Annotated in this window: 23 protein-coding genes; 3 read left to right on the plus strand and 20 right to left on the minus strand. The window is 73.0% G+C overall.

The features are described 5' to 3' along the window. Positions 1–86: 86 nt before the first annotated feature. Together FHS88_RS03355 and FHS88_RS03360 are read right to left on the minus strand one after the other, a co-directional pair. A complete protein-coding gene (locus tag FHS88_RS03355; protein WP_184481357.1) occupies positions 87–248 on the minus strand; it encodes a hypothetical protein in 162 nt (53 codons plus the stop codon). A 164-nt stretch (positions 249–412) separates the two neighbouring features. Beyond that, the gene (locus FHS88_RS03360; protein ID WP_184481359.1) at positions 413–790 is read right to left on the minus strand and encodes a hypothetical protein; all 378 of its coding nucleotides are present in this window, start codon (positions 788–790) and stop codon (positions 413–415) included. A 76-nt stretch (positions 791–866) separates the two neighbouring features. On the opposite strand from FHS88_RS03360, the gene FHS88_RS03365 reads away from it, so the two are divergent. Next, positions 867–1139, plus strand: coding sequence for a type II toxin-antitoxin system ParD family antitoxin (locus FHS88_RS03365; protein ID WP_184481361.1), 273 nt, complete (start codon positions 867–869; stop codon positions 1137–1139). Between the two features lie 2 nt (positions 1140–1141). Then, positions 1142–1465: a type II toxin-antitoxin system RelE/ParE family toxin gene (locus tag FHS88_RS03370; protein ID WP_184481363.1), complete on the plus strand. Its 324-nt coding sequence runs from the start codon at positions 1142–1144 to the stop codon at positions 1463–1465. A gap of 8 nt (positions 1466–1473) precedes the next feature. On the opposite strand, the gene FHS88_RS03375 is transcribed toward FHS88_RS03370, so the two are convergent. From FHS88_RS03375 to FHS88_RS03440, 14 genes are all read right to left on the minus strand, one after another. Beyond that, entirely contained in the window at positions 1474–2430 is a 957-nt protein-coding gene (locus FHS88_RS03375; protein WP_184481365.1) for a phage tail tube protein, read from the minus strand. A 21-nt stretch (positions 2431–2451) separates the two neighbouring features. Further along, positions 2452–2880 (minus strand): hypothetical protein, encoded by a 429-nt coding sequence (locus FHS88_RS03380; protein WP_184481367.1) that lies wholly within the window; start codon positions 2878–2880, stop codon positions 2452–2454. Further along, positions 2877–3599 carry a DUF6441 family protein gene (locus FHS88_RS21175; RefSeq protein WP_184481369.1) on the minus strand — a complete coding sequence of 241 codons (723 nt, stop codon included), beginning with the start codon at positions 3597–3599 and terminating at the stop codon, positions 2877–2879. Before FHS88_RS21175 ends, FHS88_RS03380 begins: the two co-directional genes overlap by 4 nt. Before the next feature lie 3 nt (positions 3600–3602). Continuing rightward, positions 3603–3911: a head-tail joining protein gene (locus FHS88_RS03390; protein WP_184481371.1), complete on the minus strand. Its 309-nt coding sequence runs from the start codon at positions 3909–3911 to the stop codon at positions 3603–3605. Between the two features lie 6 nt (positions 3912–3917). Continuing rightward, positions 3918–4193, minus strand: a complete 276-nt coding sequence (locus tag FHS88_RS03395; RefSeq protein WP_184481373.1) for a hypothetical protein — start codon at positions 4191–4193, stop codon at positions 3918–3920. Next, on the minus strand, positions 4190–4846 hold the full coding sequence (locus FHS88_RS03400) for a structural protein (protein WP_184481375.1): 657 nt from the start codon (positions 4844–4846) through the stop codon (positions 4190–4192). The genes FHS88_RS03395 and FHS88_RS03400 overlap by 4 nt, the downstream gene beginning before the upstream one ends. Then, complete coding sequence (locus FHS88_RS03405) at positions 4843–5193, minus strand: DUF2190 family protein (protein WP_109873289.1); 351 nt, start codon at positions 5191–5193, stop codon at positions 4843–4845. Before FHS88_RS03405 ends, FHS88_RS03400 begins: the two co-directional genes overlap by 4 nt. Before the next feature lie 128 nt (positions 5194–5321). Continuing rightward, the gene (locus tag FHS88_RS03410) at positions 5322–7439 is read right to left on the minus strand and encodes a prohead protease/major capsid protein fusion protein (protein ID WP_184481377.1); all 2118 of its coding nucleotides are present in this window, start codon (positions 7437–7439) and stop codon (positions 5322–5324) included. Between the two features lie 2 nt (positions 7440–7441). Then, positions 7442–8917: a phage portal protein gene (locus tag FHS88_RS03415; RefSeq protein WP_338146383.1), complete on the minus strand. Its 1476-nt coding sequence runs from the start codon at positions 8915–8917 to the stop codon at positions 7442–7444. Beyond that, positions 8914–9150 (minus strand): phage head-tail joining protein, encoded by a 237-nt coding sequence (locus tag FHS88_RS03420; protein WP_184481379.1) that lies wholly within the window; start codon positions 9148–9150, stop codon positions 8914–8916. Before FHS88_RS03420 ends, FHS88_RS03415 begins: the two co-directional genes overlap by 4 nt. Continuing rightward, positions 9150–9758: a hypothetical protein gene (locus FHS88_RS03425; protein WP_184481382.1), complete on the minus strand. Its 609-nt coding sequence runs from the start codon at positions 9756–9758 to the stop codon at positions 9150–9152. The genes FHS88_RS03420 and FHS88_RS03425 overlap by 1 nt, the downstream gene beginning before the upstream one ends. Beyond that, complete coding sequence (locus FHS88_RS03430; RefSeq protein WP_184481384.1) at positions 9755–10108, minus strand: hypothetical protein; 354 nt, start codon at positions 10106–10108, stop codon at positions 9755–9757. The genes FHS88_RS03425 and FHS88_RS03430 overlap by 4 nt, the downstream gene beginning before the upstream one ends. Before the next feature lie 13 nt (positions 10109–10121). Continuing rightward, complete coding sequence (locus FHS88_RS03435) at positions 10122–12020, minus strand: phage terminase large subunit family protein (RefSeq protein ID WP_184481386.1); 1899 nt, start codon at positions 12018–12020, stop codon at positions 10122–10124. Positions 12021–12045: 25 nt separating this feature from the next. Continuing rightward, a complete protein-coding gene (locus FHS88_RS03440; protein ID WP_099096615.1) occupies positions 12046–12558 on the minus strand; it encodes a hypothetical protein in 513 nt (170 codons plus the stop codon). Between the two features lie 167 nt (positions 12559–12725). Between FHS88_RS03440 and FHS88_RS03445 the strand changes: the two genes are divergently transcribed. Next, complete coding sequence (locus FHS88_RS03445) at positions 12726–12983, plus strand: hypothetical protein (RefSeq protein ID WP_099096616.1); 258 nt, start codon at positions 12726–12728, stop codon at positions 12981–12983. A gap of 16 nt (positions 12984–12999) precedes the next feature. Here the strand turns inward: FHS88_RS03445 and FHS88_RS20720 are convergent, their stop codons facing one another. The 4 genes from FHS88_RS20720 to FHS88_RS03465 form a co-directional block, all read right to left on the minus strand. Next, positions 13000–13833: a DUF3489 domain-containing protein gene (locus FHS88_RS20720; RefSeq protein WP_229678128.1), complete on the minus strand. Its 834-nt coding sequence runs from the start codon at positions 13831–13833 to the stop codon at positions 13000–13002. A gap of 97 nt (positions 13834–13930) precedes the next feature. Next, entirely contained in the window at positions 13931–14155 is a 225-nt protein-coding gene (locus tag FHS88_RS03455) for a hypothetical protein (RefSeq protein ID WP_176559886.1), read from the minus strand. Between the two features lie 88 nt (positions 14156–14243). After that, positions 14244–15512 (minus strand): site-specific DNA-methyltransferase, encoded by a 1269-nt coding sequence (locus tag FHS88_RS03460; protein ID WP_184481388.1) that lies wholly within the window; start codon positions 15510–15512, stop codon positions 14244–14246. Then, positions 15502–16971, minus strand: a complete 1470-nt coding sequence (locus tag FHS88_RS03465) for a site-specific DNA-methyltransferase (RefSeq protein WP_184481391.1) — start codon at positions 16969–16971, stop codon at positions 15502–15504. Before FHS88_RS03465 ends, FHS88_RS03460 begins: the two co-directional genes overlap by 11 nt. Between the last annotated feature and the right edge of the window lie 102 nt (positions 16972–17073).

Raw genomic sequence — 17073 nt, forward strand, 5'->3', positions numbered from 1 at the left:
AGAGACCCCAAACCATGTGCGGCGACCCTCTCCCAGCGACCGCCGCGCCACCCTAGCCAAAGAGGGCGCACCGGCAGGGACACCAGTTACAAGCCATGCGGCTTTCCCTCCCCGTCCCGGTGAGCGGTGGCGCCCTCGGCCATGCCGATGCGGATGGCGAGCAGCAGTTCGGCGGCGGCCCAGCCGGTGGCGCCGAGATCGCGCGCCGCGGCGAGCGCGCCGGCGGTGTCGAGGGTCAGGCCGGCCATGGTGACCGCAGCGCAGGTGGTGCCCGCCGCCCAGCAGGCGTGCCCTTCAACGCTGGCGGGGGTGTGCGCGGCGTAGGGGCAGGCATCGGCGCAGTCGCGGCCGAGGGCAGCACAGCCACGGCAGTATTCGGGCCCGCGGCCGAAGTGCCAGGCGGCGCGGGCCCTCAGCCGTTTCCCTCGGCGGCCACCGTGGCGACGGGGGCGGTGGCGCGATCCCAGAAGGCGGCGGCGATGTCGTCGAGGTCCATCAGCCGCTCGACCGCCTCGGGCGAGAGCGGCAGCGGCTTGCCGCCGGTGTCGCCGACGCCCTCCCAGGCGGTAACGGCGTGGCGGGCCAGCGCCTTGACCAGGAAGGCGAAGGAGAGCCCGCGCGACATGTCGGGGTCGAGGTCCGGGTCCGCGACGCGGATCGCGGCGAGGCGGCGTGCGGCGGCGGCCTGCGCGGCGGCCATCACCGCGGTGGTCACTGGTCGGATCTCGACGCGGACGCCGCGCGGGAGGTCGAGCCAGTACGGCTCGGTGGGAAGGTCCAGGGTGAGCATGGTAAGGTGGCCTCCGAGGGAAACATGGGTCCGCGCCCGGGCGTTGGCTGGGACAGCTTGGGCTGAGGAGATTGCGATGACGGTCGTTCGGCTGACCGAGGAGCAGGAGGCCATCGCCCAGTCGGCGATGGCGACCGGCCGCTACAACGGGCCGCAGGAGGTGATCGACGCGGCGCTCAAGCTGCTCAAGACGCGCGAGGAGCAGCGCGAGGCCTTCCTGCGCTCGCTCGACGATGCGCGCCGGGAGGGCGAGGAGCAGGGCTACGTCGAGATCGACGAGGTGGCGGTGGAGCTCGATGCCATCATCGCCGAGGCGGAGGGGAAGCTCGACGCGCGCAGCGGCCACTGACCTTGGAGAGATCGGCGCCTCGCGCGCGGCTCACGCCGCGGGCGCAGCGGGAGCTCACCGAGGCGGTGCGCTGGATCGCGCAGGAACAGCCCGCCGCCGCGCGCGCCCTTCGGGATGCTGTGCTCGGCGCGGCAGAACGCATCGGCCGCCACCCGGAGAGCGGCGCAGTGCGCGAGGACCTCGCTCCGCTGCCGGTGCGCTTCGTTGCCCTGCCGCGGTTCCGCTATGTCATCGTGTATGAGGCGCGGCCGCAGGAGCGGCCCGTCATCCTGCGCATCGTGCATGGTGCGATGGATCTGCCGGAGGTCCTCGGCCGGCGCGGCTGAGCGAAGGCTCACGCATACTCCGTCCCCGCCTGCTGGTTCTTCAGAACGGCGGTCATCATGCGCGTCGCGGTCGCGTTAAAGGCAGCCCTGAACTCGAAGCTCGCCTCGACGCCAGCGGGCCCCTCGATCGGGGTCTTCGCGAGCGCCAGGTACACCTCGTGCAGCGTGAAGGTGAGGCTGCGGTTGGCGTCGATGGTGAACGCGAAGGCGAACTCCGCCGCCGTGCCGTTCTGCGCCTGCGTCAGCAGCGTGGTGTCCGCGAAGCGCGCGGTGATCTGGCCGGTGGCGCGCGCGATGCCGGGATCCGCGCCCTCGATCTTGCGGTCGGCACGGATCGTGCGCACGGCCTCGACGCTGTTCGAGTAGGTGAGCCGCGCGCCCGTGACCTGCGCGAGCGCGGATCCGGCACGAGAGATGGAGCCCTGCGCCTTGTTGAAGGCGGTGTAGGCCGCCGAGACCGGCGTGCCGCCCGAGGAGGAGCCCGAGCGCGTCGAGCCCTGCGCAATGAGCTTGATCGTCGCGGTGGCCGGCCCCGTCGGCGAGAAGTCGATCTCCAGAGCATCCGCTCGCACGCCGGCGCAGACGTCGTAGCTCGGCACGTCGGGATAGCCGATCTCGATCGCCTGCGAGGGCAGCGTCGCCGCGCCGGAGCCGAAGGTGTGGGTGAAGTTCGGATTGGTGCCGGTGGTGGTGGGCGCGCCGAGCAGCAGCCGCAGCCAGTGGCCGATGTTGATCAGGTCGACCGGCACGACGACGTCACCCTCGACCGTCACCGTGTCGAAGAACGGCGCGGCGGGGTCGCGATTGCCGCCGAGGCCGATGACGTCGGCGTCGAGCAACGGTTGCTCGGCGCCGAGGTTGCAGGAGAGGAAGGGCACGCGCCGCCAGTTGCCGCCCGGGGCGGTGCCATAGGTGACCTCGGGGATCATCAGCAGGCGCGAGTTCGCGCCGATGGCACGGGGCATGGGGCGTCTCCGGGAGCGGGATCAGGCCAGCGGCGAGCCGGCGACGGTGAAGGACAGCGTGACGGGGACGGAGGCGGCGCGCGCCGCGGCGGCGCCCTCCGTCTCGGCATCGTCGAAGGTCGGCGCGCCGGGCTGCGCCCACTCGACCGCCCCGCCGAGGGTGCGATCGCCGGCGATCGCGGTGGCGATGTCGACCAGCAGCGCATCGAGGGTCGCGCCCGAGGCCGCGACGACCTCGACCTCGGCGCGATGCTCGATCGCCCAGGCGAGCGGCGAGAGGATCGGCGTCTCCTCCACCGTCTCGCCGTCACTCACCACGACGAGGCCGCCGGGCGGCAGGCGCTGGGGCACGGTCTCGTTGCGGAGGACCTTCGGGGCCGGGTTCCGCGCGGCCAGGGCGGCGCCCAGGCGGGCGTACAGGGCGGCCAGGGCCGTCTCGCGAACACTCACGCGGACCTCCCGGCTTCGGCCTCCCAGGCCGCCGCGAAACGCCGCGGCAGGCGCCGCAGGGCGCGCAGGGAGGCGCCGCGGACGTCGAGCCGCTTGGCCAGCTTCACCTGCGGCAGCAGGAGGAACATCGGCACCATCCCCTGTTCGAGCAGGCCGCGGGCCCAGGCCTCGCGGCCCTTGCGGTTGGCGGTGCCGACCTCAGCCACGCCGCCGGCGATGAGGCGGGTCCGCCGCCGTCGGCCCGTTGCTGCGCCCTGGCGCAGCGGCAGGCACCAGACGAAGCCGCGGCCGGAGCGGAAGGGCCGGAGGAAGCCCTGGCCGGAGGCGACCATCTGCGCCGGCGTGACGCGCAGCCCCTTGTCGCCGCGGCCGCGCCAGCCGCGGGCGGCGTTGAAGCCGGTGGCGATCGCCAGGAACCGCCCGCCGCCCTTGGGCCTAATCAGCGCGCCGCGCTCGAAGGCGTCGATCACCAGCGGGGTCTTGCTCCAGACCAGACCGGCGGCGCGCAGCGACACGCCGGTGCGCGGGAAGACCTGCGAGCGCCAGGCATTGGCGATGCCGCGCGCCTTGCCGCCGAGCGAGCCCGTGACCTGGCTGCGCAGTTCCCCCTTAAGTGCGTCGGTCTCAGAACGCACGACGCGGGAGGCGGCGCGCTCGCCGGCGCGGACCTCCTCGGCGAGCGCCTTGCGGAGATCGCCGACGATGGCGGTGAGCCGCACGGCCTACCGCCGGCAGAGCACGCGCCAGGCGACCCCGGCGGCGTCCCGCTCGGCGCTGTCCACCGTCAGCAGGTCGGCACCGATGGCGAAGGTGTCGCCGGGCTCGATCGCCGGCAGGGCAGCGATGGCGACCGTCAGGACGTCGGTCGCGCGCAGCACCGGCGTGTCGAAGGCGTCCACCACGCGATCGGGGCTGGAGCGCAGGATGCGGAGGGACACGGGCGCGCCGGTGCCGGCGGCACGGTAGGTCGCCTCGACGCCGAGGTTCGGATCAGCCGCGAGCACCGCCAGCGCATCGTCGAACACGCCCATGACGGGTCAGCCGAGCCCGAGCCAGGAGGCGAGCTTCGCGCCGACCGCGGCGCCGACGATGCCGCCGGCTGCGGCCGCGCCCGTGGCCGGGATTGCAGGCGATGCGCCCGGCAGGCCGGCGGCCGCCAGCGACAGCCGCGCCGTCAGGCCGGCCATTGCCTTGACCAGCTCGGTGACGGTGCGGGTCAGCTCGCGCATGTCCTTGTCACCCTCGGCCAGGCGCCGCTCGATCTCGGTCAGGCGGGTGACGATGGTGCCGAGTTCCCGATCATGGTCCGTCATCGGGTGACCTCCCGCTGCCGCTGCAGCCGCTGGTGGATGGTCCAGGCCGCGACGCCGATCACCGCGGCGGCGACGCCCCAGGGGCCGAGCGCCCGCAGGACCGAAGCCAGGCCCTCGCCATGCGGCGCCAGCGTGGTGACCGCATCGACCACCGCCGCCGCCGTGACGCCGGCGACCACCGAGCCCGCGGCGGCCCGGACCGTCCCACTGTGGGCAAGGCCGGGCTGGACCAGCCCCGCCATGCGCAGGCCCTCCGCGATCGTCTCCGGCGCGTAGGGCATGCCGCCGAGCTCATGGCGGATGATCGCCTCGACCAGCCCGCGCATGGTGGCCGCGTCGTGCAGATCGATCGGGTCGTCGAGCCCGACCCCGAGCCGCGCGGCGACCGCCGCCTGATAGGCGCGGGTGTCGTTCTCGGCGCTCGGCGCCCAGCGCGCGACGATGCCGCGCACCGTGCGCAGCCCGTGCCGGTCCTGGTAGCTCTGCAGCAGCAGGGCCAGCGCGCGAATGCCGTGCTGGTGCGACCGGAAGCGGCAGAACCGCCCGTCCGAGGGCGGCGTCTCGAGGCCAAGCCACTTGTTCGTGGGCAGGTGCTCGATGTTGCCGGGGTTGCGGTTTCGATAGCCCCGGCTGAGCTTCGGATCGCCGCTCATGCGCCGCTCGCCGGCACGCGGGCCAGCATCACGCGCACTGTGGCATCGGCCGCCAGGGCAGCGACAGTGCAGAGGCCGACCTGGAAGTTGCCGGTCGCGGTAGTGGTGATGCGGCGGTTGGTGTTGTCCCAGAACACCCGCGCGCCCTGGCTGATGGCCAGCGAGGGCTCCTTGGTCAGTTCGAACTCGCCGCGAGTCTCGCAGTCGACGCTGGCGTTCTGGGCGGCGTCGGACGCCGCCACCCCGAAGAAGGCGCCGACCAGCATGCCCTGGCCGGAGAGGATCCCGCCGGCATAGGGCACCACCATCGGGATGGAGCGCGCGTCGGGGCGGATGCAGTTGCGCATGGGAGGGTCTCCTGAAAGCGCGCAGGGCGCCGACCGACTCTCCGGGACCCCATCGCAGCCTGCTGCGATGGGAACCCGTCCGGCGGCGCCCTGGCGCGATGCGGATGGGGAGGAAGGAAGCGGCGGGATCAGGTGCCCGGGTTGAACCAGGCGCCGCGCCAGTCGATGGCGCCGACGCCGAAGTCGAAGATCACGCTGACCTCGACGCCATCGGCGCCCTGCACCGGGCCGGTCGTGACCTGCGGCCCCTCGGCACCATTGAGGTAGCCGTAGACATAGACCGGCGCGGCGACCGGGTCGGAGAACAGGTACCAGCGGTTCGCCTGGATCAGCGGCTCGATCACCGGCTGCACGAAGCCGGCAAAGACGTTCGCCTTGCCGATCTCGTTCGCCTGCACCACCACCGTCGCCTGGCGCGCGGCGAGTTCGAGGTTTGGCCCCACCAGCAGCCGCATGGTCTGGCCCATCGAGATGGGCAGCCCGTCCAGCGTGCGCTGCTTCATGATGGCGGTGCGGCCGGCGCCGATGGTCGTGGTGTCGAGCACCGTGCCGGTGCTGGCCTTGTTGGCGCGCGCCGCACCGGTGGCGAATACGGGCGCGCTGCCGGTGGTCAGCGTCGGACCGTCACCATTGGCGCTGTTGAGCAGGTTGTAGGCGGTGGCGTTCTCGAACTCGGCGACGCGCCGGCCGATCGCGGCGGCGAAGTCGGTGAAGGCACCCAGATCGTCGTTCACCAGCATCGGTCGCGTGACGCGGATACGCCGCGCGAAGGTCTGCAGGAGCACGATCTCCTGGCTCTCGGACATGGTGCCGACCTGGATCTCGCCGTTCTCCGCGAGCGGCAGCAGGGTCGGGAAGTCGCCAATGCGCAGGTGCCGGTGCGGCTTGAAGTCGCGGAAGTCACGGCGGAGGAAGATCTGGCGGTAGGTCGGCTGCGCCGGCTGGTAGGCGGCGAGCAGCATCTTGTTGGCAGCGGCAGCCAGCAGCAGCGGAAAGTCGGAGCTGGTGTGGAAGGCGCGCTCGGCGAGGAGCGTCGGGTTGCGGGGCACGCTCCGCGCGCCGCGGGCGCGCAGCAGTTCGCCGATCATGTCGGAGGGGCGCCAGCCCATGAACTCGGCATGGCGGCCCGAACCCTGCGGCTGGTAGCCGGGCATGGCACGGGCGGCGAGCGCTTCGGCCATGGCGTCGAGGATCTGCGCCGGGTCGTCGTGGCCGGGGCCGGTCTCGGGGCGGGCCGGGAGCGTCGGGCGGCTCGTCTGCGTCTGGGTGAAGGCGTCCCACAGGCGGCCTCGCAGCACCTCGGGGCTGACACGCTCGCGGATGGCGGCCTGGCGCAGCGCGTCGATGGTGTCCGCGGCGAGCAGGCCGCGGGCAGCGGCGAGGACCGGCTCGTAGCTGGCAATGCGCTCGGCGGCGGCGCGCTCGGCCTCGGCCCGGACGGCCTCGAGGTCGATCGCCGGCACGGCCGGTGCGGGCGCGGCGCGGGTCGGCTCGGGCGGCGTGGTCGGCGCGGGGCTGGTGGTCACGGTGGTCTCCTGGAACGGGGCGGTGGACGGCGACGCGGCAGGCGGCGCCGACGGGGCAGCAGCCGGCTCGGCCGGCGTCGTCTCGGGCATGGGTGGTTCCTCGTCAGGCAGGGCGGGCTCGATGGCGATGGCTGGCGCGCCCTGCGGCGCCTCGCCACGCACCGCCGCATCCCGGTCCACCGGGACCGGCACGACGGAGATCTCAAAGGGCTCCCAATCCACCGCACGGTGGACGGTCTCGCCGGTGGCCGGATCAGGCCGCGGCTCGTAGCGGTGCACGCGATAGCCGACGCTCACCGCCCGCAGCGTGCCGTCAGCGATGCGCTGCCAGACAGGCTCGACGTCGGCGGCAGTGCTGAACTGCAGCGTGGCATAGCCGCGCCCGCGCTCGAGGCGGGCGGCGGTGACCCGACCGAGCACGTCGCGCGCGCCACCGCGGCGGTGGGTATCGAGCACCGGGGCGCGACCGGAGCGCAGCGCCTCCATGCGCACCGCGTTGGGCGACATCTCCAGCTCCTCGGTGATCAGGCCGAGGGCCGGGACGAAGTTCCGCGCGCGAGCGCCGGTGGACCACACCACCTCGACGGTGCGCGCGGCACGATCGACGGTGGCAGGCGCTGTGATGGCACGCTGCGCCACGAGCGGAACGTCCGCCGCGGTGGGCGCAGCTGCCGGCTCCGGCGTGGCATCGCTGCCGCCCGGTTCGGTGGTCTCGGTCATGCTCAGCCCTGGGGTGCTGTGTCTCGGGGTGGCGCCGCTGCGCCGGTGGCGGCGATCTCGACCGCGGCCATCTGCGCGGCGTCCTGGGCGGCGCCGGACTTCGCGACGCGGCGCGGGTCGGTGTCGAGCGAGATGCCCGCCTCGTCCAGCAGGGCGTTGGCCTCGCGGATCATCTCCACGGCGGCGCGGAAGTCGTAGCCGAAGGCGCCGGCCGCCTCCGGCTGCGGCACAAAGCCGGCGCGCACCTGGGCGATCAGCGCCGTAGTGTCCTTCAGCGGGTCGATCATCTCGTGCGCCGGCGGGACGTGGCTGACGCCGTCCGGCAGCTCCGCACCCCACAGCCCGAGCAGCGCACCCTGCGCGTGGAAGCGGTCCGCGATGGGCCGCACGAGCATTGGGATGAGCATGCCGTACTGCACCTGCTCGCAGAGGCGGCGGAACTCGATCTTGCCGGCCCGCAGCGAGGAGTAGTTCGCCTGGGTCAGGTCGCCCGAGACCTGGTCGTAGGTGAGGCCGGCGCCGACCGCGGCCGCCTCGAGGGCGCGTCGGGCGAAGGCGGCGTGGCTGCCGCCGCCGGAGGGGTTCACCACCTCGACGCTGCCCATGCCGCGGCGATAGAGGATCATCCCCGGCTCGAAGCTCTCGACCGTCCGACCCTGGGCGTCGCGGAGCAGGCCGGTCGCCGCACCGGTGAGCGCCTCATCGCCCTCCTCGGTGACCACGGCTGCGAGGCAGGCTTCGATCTTGGCCTTCATCAGCAGCGCCGCCTCGTAGTCGCCGAGGTCGCGCAGCCGAAGCAGCACAGGAGCCAGCCAGGAGACGTCACGCAGCTGGCCGGGGCGGCGCTTGCGGTAGATGTGCAGCACCTCGGCCGCAGGGATCCGCTCGCTGCTCTGCCAGGTCGCACCCGGCAGGATCCAGGCCGCGCCGGGGTGGACCCGATGCAGCCAGTAGCCGACCGGCGCGCCCGCCTCGCCGAGGGCGATGCCCTGGATGGTCGGCGTGCCGTCCACCGTGCCGGTCCGCGCCGTGTCGAGGTGATCGCTCTCCAGCACCTGCAGGCGTAGGCCGATCGGGTTGGTGAGCGATGGCGACACCGTCAGGAAGCGCACGAAGCACTCGCCGCTCTCGACCACCGCCCGCATGACCAGCGCCTGCAGGCCGTAGAGGTCCAGCCGCCCCTCGGCGTCGCAGGCGGTGCTCTCCGCCCAGCGTTGCCAGGCGCGGCCATGCGCGTCGTCGGGCCAGCGCGTGGTGATGCCGGCGCCGACCGCGTTTCCGGTCCACAGATCGACGATGCGGCTGGCATAGGGATCGTTGCGGACCGCATCACGCGCGCGCCGCGCCACCGTCGTTGCCGCCAGGCCGACCTCGGCGTTGGGGCTACCGCCAGACGGCGCCCAGGCGGACGCCCGCTGGTCCTGTGCCGCGGCATAGCCGCGCAGCACCTGCCATGCATCGCGGAGGCGTCGGATCACCCGGTTCTCTCCCGCGAGAAGCTAGCGAGTGTCACGGAGGGACGGCGCGTTGCGCTCATCTCCGCACCGCGCAGCACGGCCAGCGCGCGGCCAAGCTCATCGAGGCTGCGATACTCCACCGTCCGCCCGTCGAAGCTCACGCGCGTCGTGCCGCCCGTGTAGGCGGCCGCCAGCGCCGCGGCGCGGCTCCCCTCCGGCTGCGCCAGCGCCCACGCGAGAACAGTCGGATCCATCACGCGGCCCGCAACGTCGGCAGCGGTGTCGCCGCGTTGACCAGGTAGGACAGCCCGGTGGGCGGGTTCGGCATGATCGGCACACCGGCCTGGTGCGTCAGCGCCGCGAAGAACCCGTTCTCGCTGCCGGTCGTGCCACCGCCGGCGCCGCCATCCGCCGCGGCCGAGCCGAGCAGCAGCGTGTTCCCGCCGCTGAACGCCTGCGTGCTGGTACCGCGTACCGAGGGAACCCCGGAGAAGCACAGCAGCAGCCACCAGATGCCGGCCGAGATCCAGCGCGGCTGCGCGAAGGGGCAGAGTGCGTTGCCAGTGGCGGCGGTGTCGGCGTCCACCACCGGCTCTTCGATCACCGCTCCCGGCCGGCCGGCACCATTGTCCGCCGCGAGCGCCATACGCAGGAGTCCGGCCGCGCCCGTCGTCACACTGACAGCCATGGCCGAGAACAGCCCGGGACGCGCCAGCACGTAAGGGACGCAGTACAGCCGGTTCGCCGTCATCGCGACCGCGCCGCCGACGGCGCGCGCATGCTGCGAGGCGTAGAAGCGCCCCGAGACGTGGGGCAGCATCGCCGGCGCCGGCGGCAGGTAGTGCTGGAACAGCGCGGTCATGCCAGGGGCCGGATGCCGAGGGTGAGAAGGCGCTCCGCCACCTGGTTCACCGGCGCAGCGGCGAGGCCGGAGCGCATCCGCAGCCAGCGCCAGCCGAGCAGAAGGGTGGGCGGCAGGGTGAGTGCCCGGCCGGCGGCGGCGGCCAGCACCAACTCATTGCCGAGATGGTCGTAGAGATCCGCCCAGCCGGCGGGCTCCCCCTCGTCGAGCGAGCCCTGCAGGGTGAGCGGGGCGTCGGTCCAGGCGGCGGGCAGCAGCAGCAGGCAGACGCCGTAGCCGACGCTGGCGACGGGTCCGCTCAGCGCCTGGCCGGCGGCGATGCTGGTGCGCACCGGGACGATGGCGGTCATGGGGTTCTCCAGGTCAGCGCAGCCAGCCGCTGCGCGGCGCGAGCCAGCCACGCGGGCGATGAGTGTCGGTCGCGACCGGTGGCGGTGATGGGGGAGCGACATTCCCGCCGGTGGGAAGCTCGCTCGGTTGGAGTGGGGCGTTGGCGACCTGCTCGCGCAGCTGCGCCCAAAAACGCTCGCCGTAGCGGTCGGCGCCGAGCAGCCAGAGCGCGGCACGCGCCAGTACGGCGCAGTCCAGCGCTTCATTCCTCTCGCGCAGCTTCGCCCATTCCTGCCGGGCGAAGCCGCGGCGGTCCTTCACCGTGCGCAGCTGCTCGGCGACCAGCTGCTTCACCCACTCGGCCTCGATGCCCTGCGGCAGATGCACCCAGCCGGGCGGGAACTCCTCTGCGTCGCCGCGGCCGAGCCAGAGCCGGCGGTAGAGGTCGGCCTTCCAGGTCGAGACCGACACCGTCCACAGCTTGAGGCCGCGGCGGAGCTTGCGGCCATCGACCAGCGCATCGACCGGTGTCGGACCCTGCACCGGCTGCGCCCGGTTCCAGCCCTCGACGCCCTTGGTCGGCGCGATGCGCGGGTCCCGCAGCCGGCGGAGATGGCCGTAGACGGCGGCGGTGTCGCGCCCGCCGGTGTCGACGCAGGCCTTGGCTATGCGGATGGTGCCGCCGCCTTCGCGCGGCCAGTCCCTGGCGAGCAGCTTCGCCAGCGCATCCCACGGCTCCCGCTCGCGCGGGCTGCCGGGGATGACCAGGTGGTCCACCAGCCAGGAGGAGAACCCCTCCGCCCAGCCCCAGACGTCGCACTCGAGCCGGTCGTCCTGCACGTCCACGCCCGCCGTCAGCACCAGCGCGCCTGGCGGGACGATGCCCATCCGGAAGTCCTCGCGCCGCTCGACCAAGCGCTCCCAGTCCGGCGCCTCGCCCTGCTCCTGCCAGGTCTCGCCGAGCACCGTGTTCTTGAAGGTCTTCAGGTCCTCGGGCTTCCCTTGCGCCGCCTCCCAGTCGCGGGCGATCTGCTCCCAGGAGAGCCAGCCCACCGGCGAGTAGAGTGCGGAGATGTGGAAGCCGACCGTGTGCGGGTCCTGCGCTTCCGCCGTGGGGCGCCACTCGCCGCCGGCCAGCATCGCGGTCTTGTGGTGCTCCTCGATCCCTTCGTCGCAGGCTTCGCAGTGGTAGCGGACCGAGCGCGGGTCGCCCTTCTCCCAGCGCAGGCGCTCGAACTTGAGCCACTGCATCTCCTGGCAGTGGGGACAGGGCACGAAATAGCGCCGCTGGTCGGAGGCAGCGTATTCGCGCTCGATCCGGCTGCGGCCGGCGATGGTCGGGGTCGAGACCAGGAAGGCCTTGCGCCGCCAGCCGAAGGTCCGCGCCCGCGCCTCGGCCAGCGCGATCGGGTCGCCTTCGCCCTCGACGTCGCCGGGATAGGCGTCCACCTCGTCGAGGAAGAGGAACCGCGCGGTCATCGAGCGCAGCCCGACCGCACTGTTCGCGCCGGTCAGCACCAGGATGCCGCCCGGGAATTCCTTCGACAGCAGCGTATTGCCGCTGTCCCGGGCGCGGGCGGGCGCGACGCGCTCCTTGAGCGCCGGCGTCTCCTCCAGCAAGGGGTCGATGCGCTGGCGCGAGAAGCGCTTGGCCAGCTCGACGGTGGGCTGCACCGCGAGCACCGGGGCCGGCACATGGTGGAGGATGTAGCCGAGCCAGCAGTTGCCGCTCTCGGTGGCGCCGACCTGGGCGCCCTTCATGAACACCACGCGCCGGGCGGGGTGCACCGCCGAGAGCGCGTCCATCACCTCGCGCAGGTACGGGGTCCGGCTGGTGCGCCAAGGGCCGGGTTCCGAGGAGGCACGGCTGCCGAGGATGCGGTGCCGTTCCGCCCATTCCGAGACCCTGAGCTGCGGCGGCGGACGGAGCATGGAGCCCGCCCGGCGCCGGACATGGTCACGGGTCCTGGGCCCGATCTCCGAGGCCTGGGGGATCGAAGCGATCGGCCGCCTCCGAAAGCAGGTCGGTGATGTGCCCCTGCAGGACCGTCTGCAGCAGGTGCGGGTCGACGCCGAGCTCGGCGGCAATCAGCCCGGAGACGCGGGCCGGCCAGTTCAGCAGCGCGTCGCGCATGGCGCCCGCGATCTCGTCGATCGTGGCGTTGACCTCCGCCACATCGAGCAGCCGGCGCTTGTTCTCATCGAGGGCAAGCCGCTGCGCCTCGACCTTGAGGGCGAGCTGCGCGACCTTCAGTCGGGCATAGGGCGTGCCCTCGGCACCCGAACCGCCAGCGAGCGGGGAGCGGTGCGGATCCGCGGTCTCCACCAGGCGGCGGCGGGTCTTGTCGATATCCCACTGGCCATCCGGCTCGCGGACGATGCGGCCGCTGCCCTCGGCCTTGCGCAGCGCCGTCTCGCTGATGCCGATGCGGCGGGCCGCCTCGCGGTTCGATGGGGTCATCTCGGGCATGGCGGCGACCTCCCGCCGCGCGCGACGATGATGCAGGCCTCGTCAGGTTGGATTGACGGCGCGCCGGGAGGATCGCCGGCGTATGTGATCGCGCGGCACCGCGCATTCTGCGTGCGTCTCACGGGGCACGCGGCGCATCATCGCCGCGACATCAGCGGAGAAGCGGGATGTCGCCGAAGGATCCCGAGAAGATGGTGATGGCGACCGCTTACGCGATGGCCATGGCGGACGGTGGCGTTGGCACGCCGCGGGTGGTTCGGCTCTACGTGGATGACGCGCGGAAGGTGCTGGTCGATGTACTGAAAGCGGCGAAGCGCCAGCAATGGGAGCTGTCGGAGATGCTGCTGGCGCTCGATCCGCCGAAGCCCAAACCGAAGCCCTGGGAGAAGTATCAGGGCCCGCTGCCGTCGCGCCGCGAGCCCTGAGCCGTTCTGCGGGGCGTCACCCGGCGATGCGGTACACCGTGTAGGAGCCGCGGGCGCCCTCCTTGTTCGGCCCGACCTGGCGCACCCGCTCCAGCACCTCGACCGCGATCCCCTGGCGCTTCTTCAGCCCGGCGAAGAAGCCGCGGACCGTGTGCGGCGCCCAGCCGGTCGCCTCGGCGATCTGCGCCACCGTCGCGCCCTCGGGCCGACGCAGCATGGCCAGCACCTGCTCCTGCTTCGTGCCCTCGCGCGGCTTGCGCGGCGCTCCGGGCTCGCGCGGCATGCGTGCCGGCTTGCCGGCCAGGGCGGCGCGGAGACGCGCCATCGGGCCTTCGAGGGCGCCGATCATGTCGGTGTCGCGGTTGGTCGCGTCCTCCCAGGCGGTGAGCACCGCCGCGGCGGCATCGCGCAGGCTGCCCCGCGGCGCGGGGCCTGGCGCCGCGAGGGCCTGGTCGAGCAGGGCAAGGTCCTCCGCGCGGGTGGCGTCGTCCGGCGCCGCAGGCGCGGCCTGGGTGGGTTCGGTGGCGCCGGCGGGGTTGGCCTGCGGTGGCGCCTCCGGTGCGCCCTTGGGCGCCGCGTCCGGGGCCGGTGCGGCGCCCTGCGGGTCGATGCCGATGGCGCGCAGTCCCTCGTCCGTGATCTTCAGCAAGACGCTGTCGCCATCCACCATCCAGAGGGCCTGCGCATCGTAGGCGGGGCGGTGCACCGCGATCACCAGGTCGTTCTTCAGCAGCGCCTTCGCCACCGCCTGCCGCGCCGCGGCCGGCAGGCGCTCGGGCGGGTAGGCCAGGTGCTCGGGGTGCCGCGCGGCGGCGGCCAGGATCGCCATCTGCGTCTCGGTGAGCTTCATCCTCGGGGTCCTCGGTCCGGCACCCGACCAGCCGGGTGCTACCGCCCCGAGCCCCGCCGGGCGCCACCCGGTCGGGGCCATGCGGGTGGCGACCGCATCAGCCGGCGTATTCGCCGCGCTTGAAGTGCTGGTCCGCGATGTCCTTCAGCTTCGCGGCGGCGTCCGCGAGCCAGGCGGTCTCGCCCCAGAGCACCGCCTCGGGATCGGCGCCGAAGTGATCCGCGCTGGCCTGCTGCAACTCCGCGAGCAGCGCATCGAACTCGGCCTTCTTGGCCAGGAAGGCCTCGAGGCTCCGCTGCTGGTTGGCTTCGCGCTTGGTCATCGGGCTCTCCGTCCTGCTCATCGCGTGACGGACCATTCGCGCTGCGGCGCGCCCGAGCCAAGCAACATGCAGCGTCAGATGATTGCTCTTATTGGGCTTTCTCGGTCATCCCAGCTTCGCCGACGCCGCGGGCCGCGGCGATGTCGCCGAAGGTGCGGTCCTCGCCGTCCAGGACGGCGGCCTCCCCGGTGGCCTCCTGCCAGCGCCGGACGATGACGTCGGCGTAGGCGGGATCGAGCTCGAGCAGCACGGCGCGCCGCCCGGTGCGCTCCGCCGCGATCATGGTCGTCCCGGAGCCGCCGAAGGGATCGAGCACGGTGTCGCGCTGCTTGCTGCTGTTGCGGATCGCGCGCTCCACCAGCGCCACCGGCTTCATGGTGGGGTGCAGGTCGTTCCGCGCCGGCTTGTCGAAGTGCCAGACGTTGCCCTGGTCGCGGGCGCCGCACCAGTAGTGCTGGGCGCCTGCCTTCCAGCCGTAGAGCATCGCCTCGAACTGCTGGTGGTAGTCGGCGCGGCCGAGCGCGAAGGTGTTCTTCGCCCAGATGATGGTGCTCGACCACTTCCCACCGGCCTCCTGCCAGGCGCGATGCAGCGTCGGCCACTCGGACGAGGACATGCAGACGTAGCAGGCGCCCTTCGTCACCGAGAGCAGGTTCGCCAGCGCCGGGCGAAGGAAGTCGAGGAAGCCAGAGCCCAGCGCGTCGTTGGCGATGGTCATCCTGGCCGCTGTGCCGCCCCGGTAGGCGACGTTGTAGGGCGGGTCCGTGAAGGCCATGTCGGCGAGGCGATCGGCACCGAGCGCCCGCTGCACGTCATCTAACCTGGTCGCGTCGCCGCAGAGCAGGCGGTGCTCGCCGCAGCGCCAGAGGTCGCCCGCGCGGGTGACCGGGACGGCGGGCGGCGGCGGGGCGTCGTCGGCGCCGTCTTCGCCGAGCCCGGCGTCGGCCGCGGCCAGCAGCCGGTCGAGCTCCATCCCTGAGAAGCCGAGGACGTCGAGGTCCACCGCCGCCTCGTCGCGGATGCGGGCGATCTCGGCCGCCAGGAGCGCCTCGTCCCAGCCGGAGTTGAGCGCGATCTGGTTGTCCGCCAGCCGCAGGGCCCGGGCTTGCGCCTCGGTCAGGTGGGCAAGGCGGATCGCCGGCACCGCCGCCATGCCGAGGCGCTTGGCCGCCATGACCCGGCCGTGGCCGGCCACCAGGACGCCGGCGGCGTCGACCAGCACCGGGTTCACGAAGCCGAACTCGGCGATCGAGGCGGCGATCTGCGCCACCTGCGCCTCGGAATGGGTGCGGGCGTTCTCGGCGTAGGGGATCAGCGCCGCCACCCCCAGCGTGGTGACCTGCAGATCAGGCTGCATCGGCCAGGGCCTCCGCACGCGCCGCGGCGATGGCGTCGTAATCCCGCCCGTCCTCCGCCAGCGTCACCGGCAGGTCCGGATGCAGCAGGCGCCAGCGGGCGATGGCCAGATCGACATAAGCCGGCGCGAGTTCGATAGCCCGCACCTGCCGGCCGATCCGCTGACCGGCAAGGAGGGTAGTGCCGGAGCCGGCGAAGGGCTCGAACACCGCCTCGCCCTCGTCCGTGTAGGCCCGCATCAGGAACTCCGGCAGCGCGACCGGGAACACCGCCGGGTGCTCGGTCTCGATGCCGCGGCCCTTGTGGCGGGTGATCCGCAGCACGCTGTCCGGGATCCGGCTCTCCTGCACCGGCAGGCCGATGTGGGTGTAGGCCTTCACCTCGCCGTCGGCGGCACGCAGGCCGCTACCCTTGTTCGGGGTGCCGGCCCACTTGCAGGGCACGATCTTGTTGGGCTGGCGCGGCTGGCGATTGAGGTGGAACACCAACTCGAAGGCCGGGGCGAGGCGGCCGTTCCAGTCACCGGGCAGGCCGGGGCCCTGGTCCCAGGCGTAGAGCCCGAACCGCCGCCAGCCCTGCGCTCGCATCCAGTCGAGCCAACCGGACCAGTAGGGCAGCCATTCCCCGTCGCGGTGGATCAGGCCGAGGTTCACCAGCACCTGGCCGTCAGCCTGAAGGGCCTCGCTCATGGCGCCGAACACGCCCCGCATCAGGGCATCCCAGTCCGACACGCCACCGGTGGTGTAGTCGCGCTGGTTCCCGTAGGGCGGGCTGGTGAAGAGCAGCGCCGCGCGGTCGCCGGCCATGACCTGAGCTACCGAGGCAGCGTCGGTGGAGTCCCCACAGAGTAGACGGTGGTCGCCGAGCAGCCAGAGATCGCCCGGGCGAGTGACGGCCTGACGCGGCGGGTCCGGTTCGGCATCGGCGGGATCATCCGCCGGCGCCTCGTCCGTGTCCGTCGCGCCGGGCGCGCCACCGCCGCTGGCCTCCGGCTGATCTGCCTCCTCGGGCGCATCGCCATCGGTGACGGCCGCATCCGCCGCCGCGAGGATTGCGGTCAGCTCGTCCGCCGAGAAGCCGAGCATGGCCACGTCGATCTCCGCCGCGGCCTGCACACCGGCCAGCGCCTCGCGCAGCAGCGCCTGGTCCCAGGTCGCGTTCTCGGCGATGCGGTTGTCAGCGAGCCGGAGCGCGTCCTTCTGCGCCGGCGAGAGGTGGCGCAGCACGATCACCGGCACCCGCTCGATGCCGAGCGCCACCGCCGCCTCGAGCCGGCCATGACCGGCGATCAGCACGCCGGCCTCGTCCACCAGCAGCGGGTTGGTGAAGCCGAAGGCCAGCATGCTGGCCTTGATCTGCTCGAGCTGCGCGGCGCCGTGCACGCGGGCATTGCCGGGGTGGGCGCGCAGCTCCGCCACCGGGCGCAGCAGGATCTTCGCCGCCATCCAGGGGAGCGTCATCGGGCCATCCGGGATCAGGGTGGTGCGAACCGTGCGCGCGGCCGGCGCGAGCCTCGCGCCGCCACGGTTCGCAGCTAAACGATTGAGATCAGGGCCGTGTGG

Origin of the sequence: Neoroseomonas alkaliterrae (genome assembly GCF_014199195.1) — a bacterium.
GTDB classification, from domain to species: Bacteria; Pseudomonadota; Alphaproteobacteria; order Acetobacterales; family Acetobacteraceae; genus Neoroseomonas; species Neoroseomonas alkaliterrae.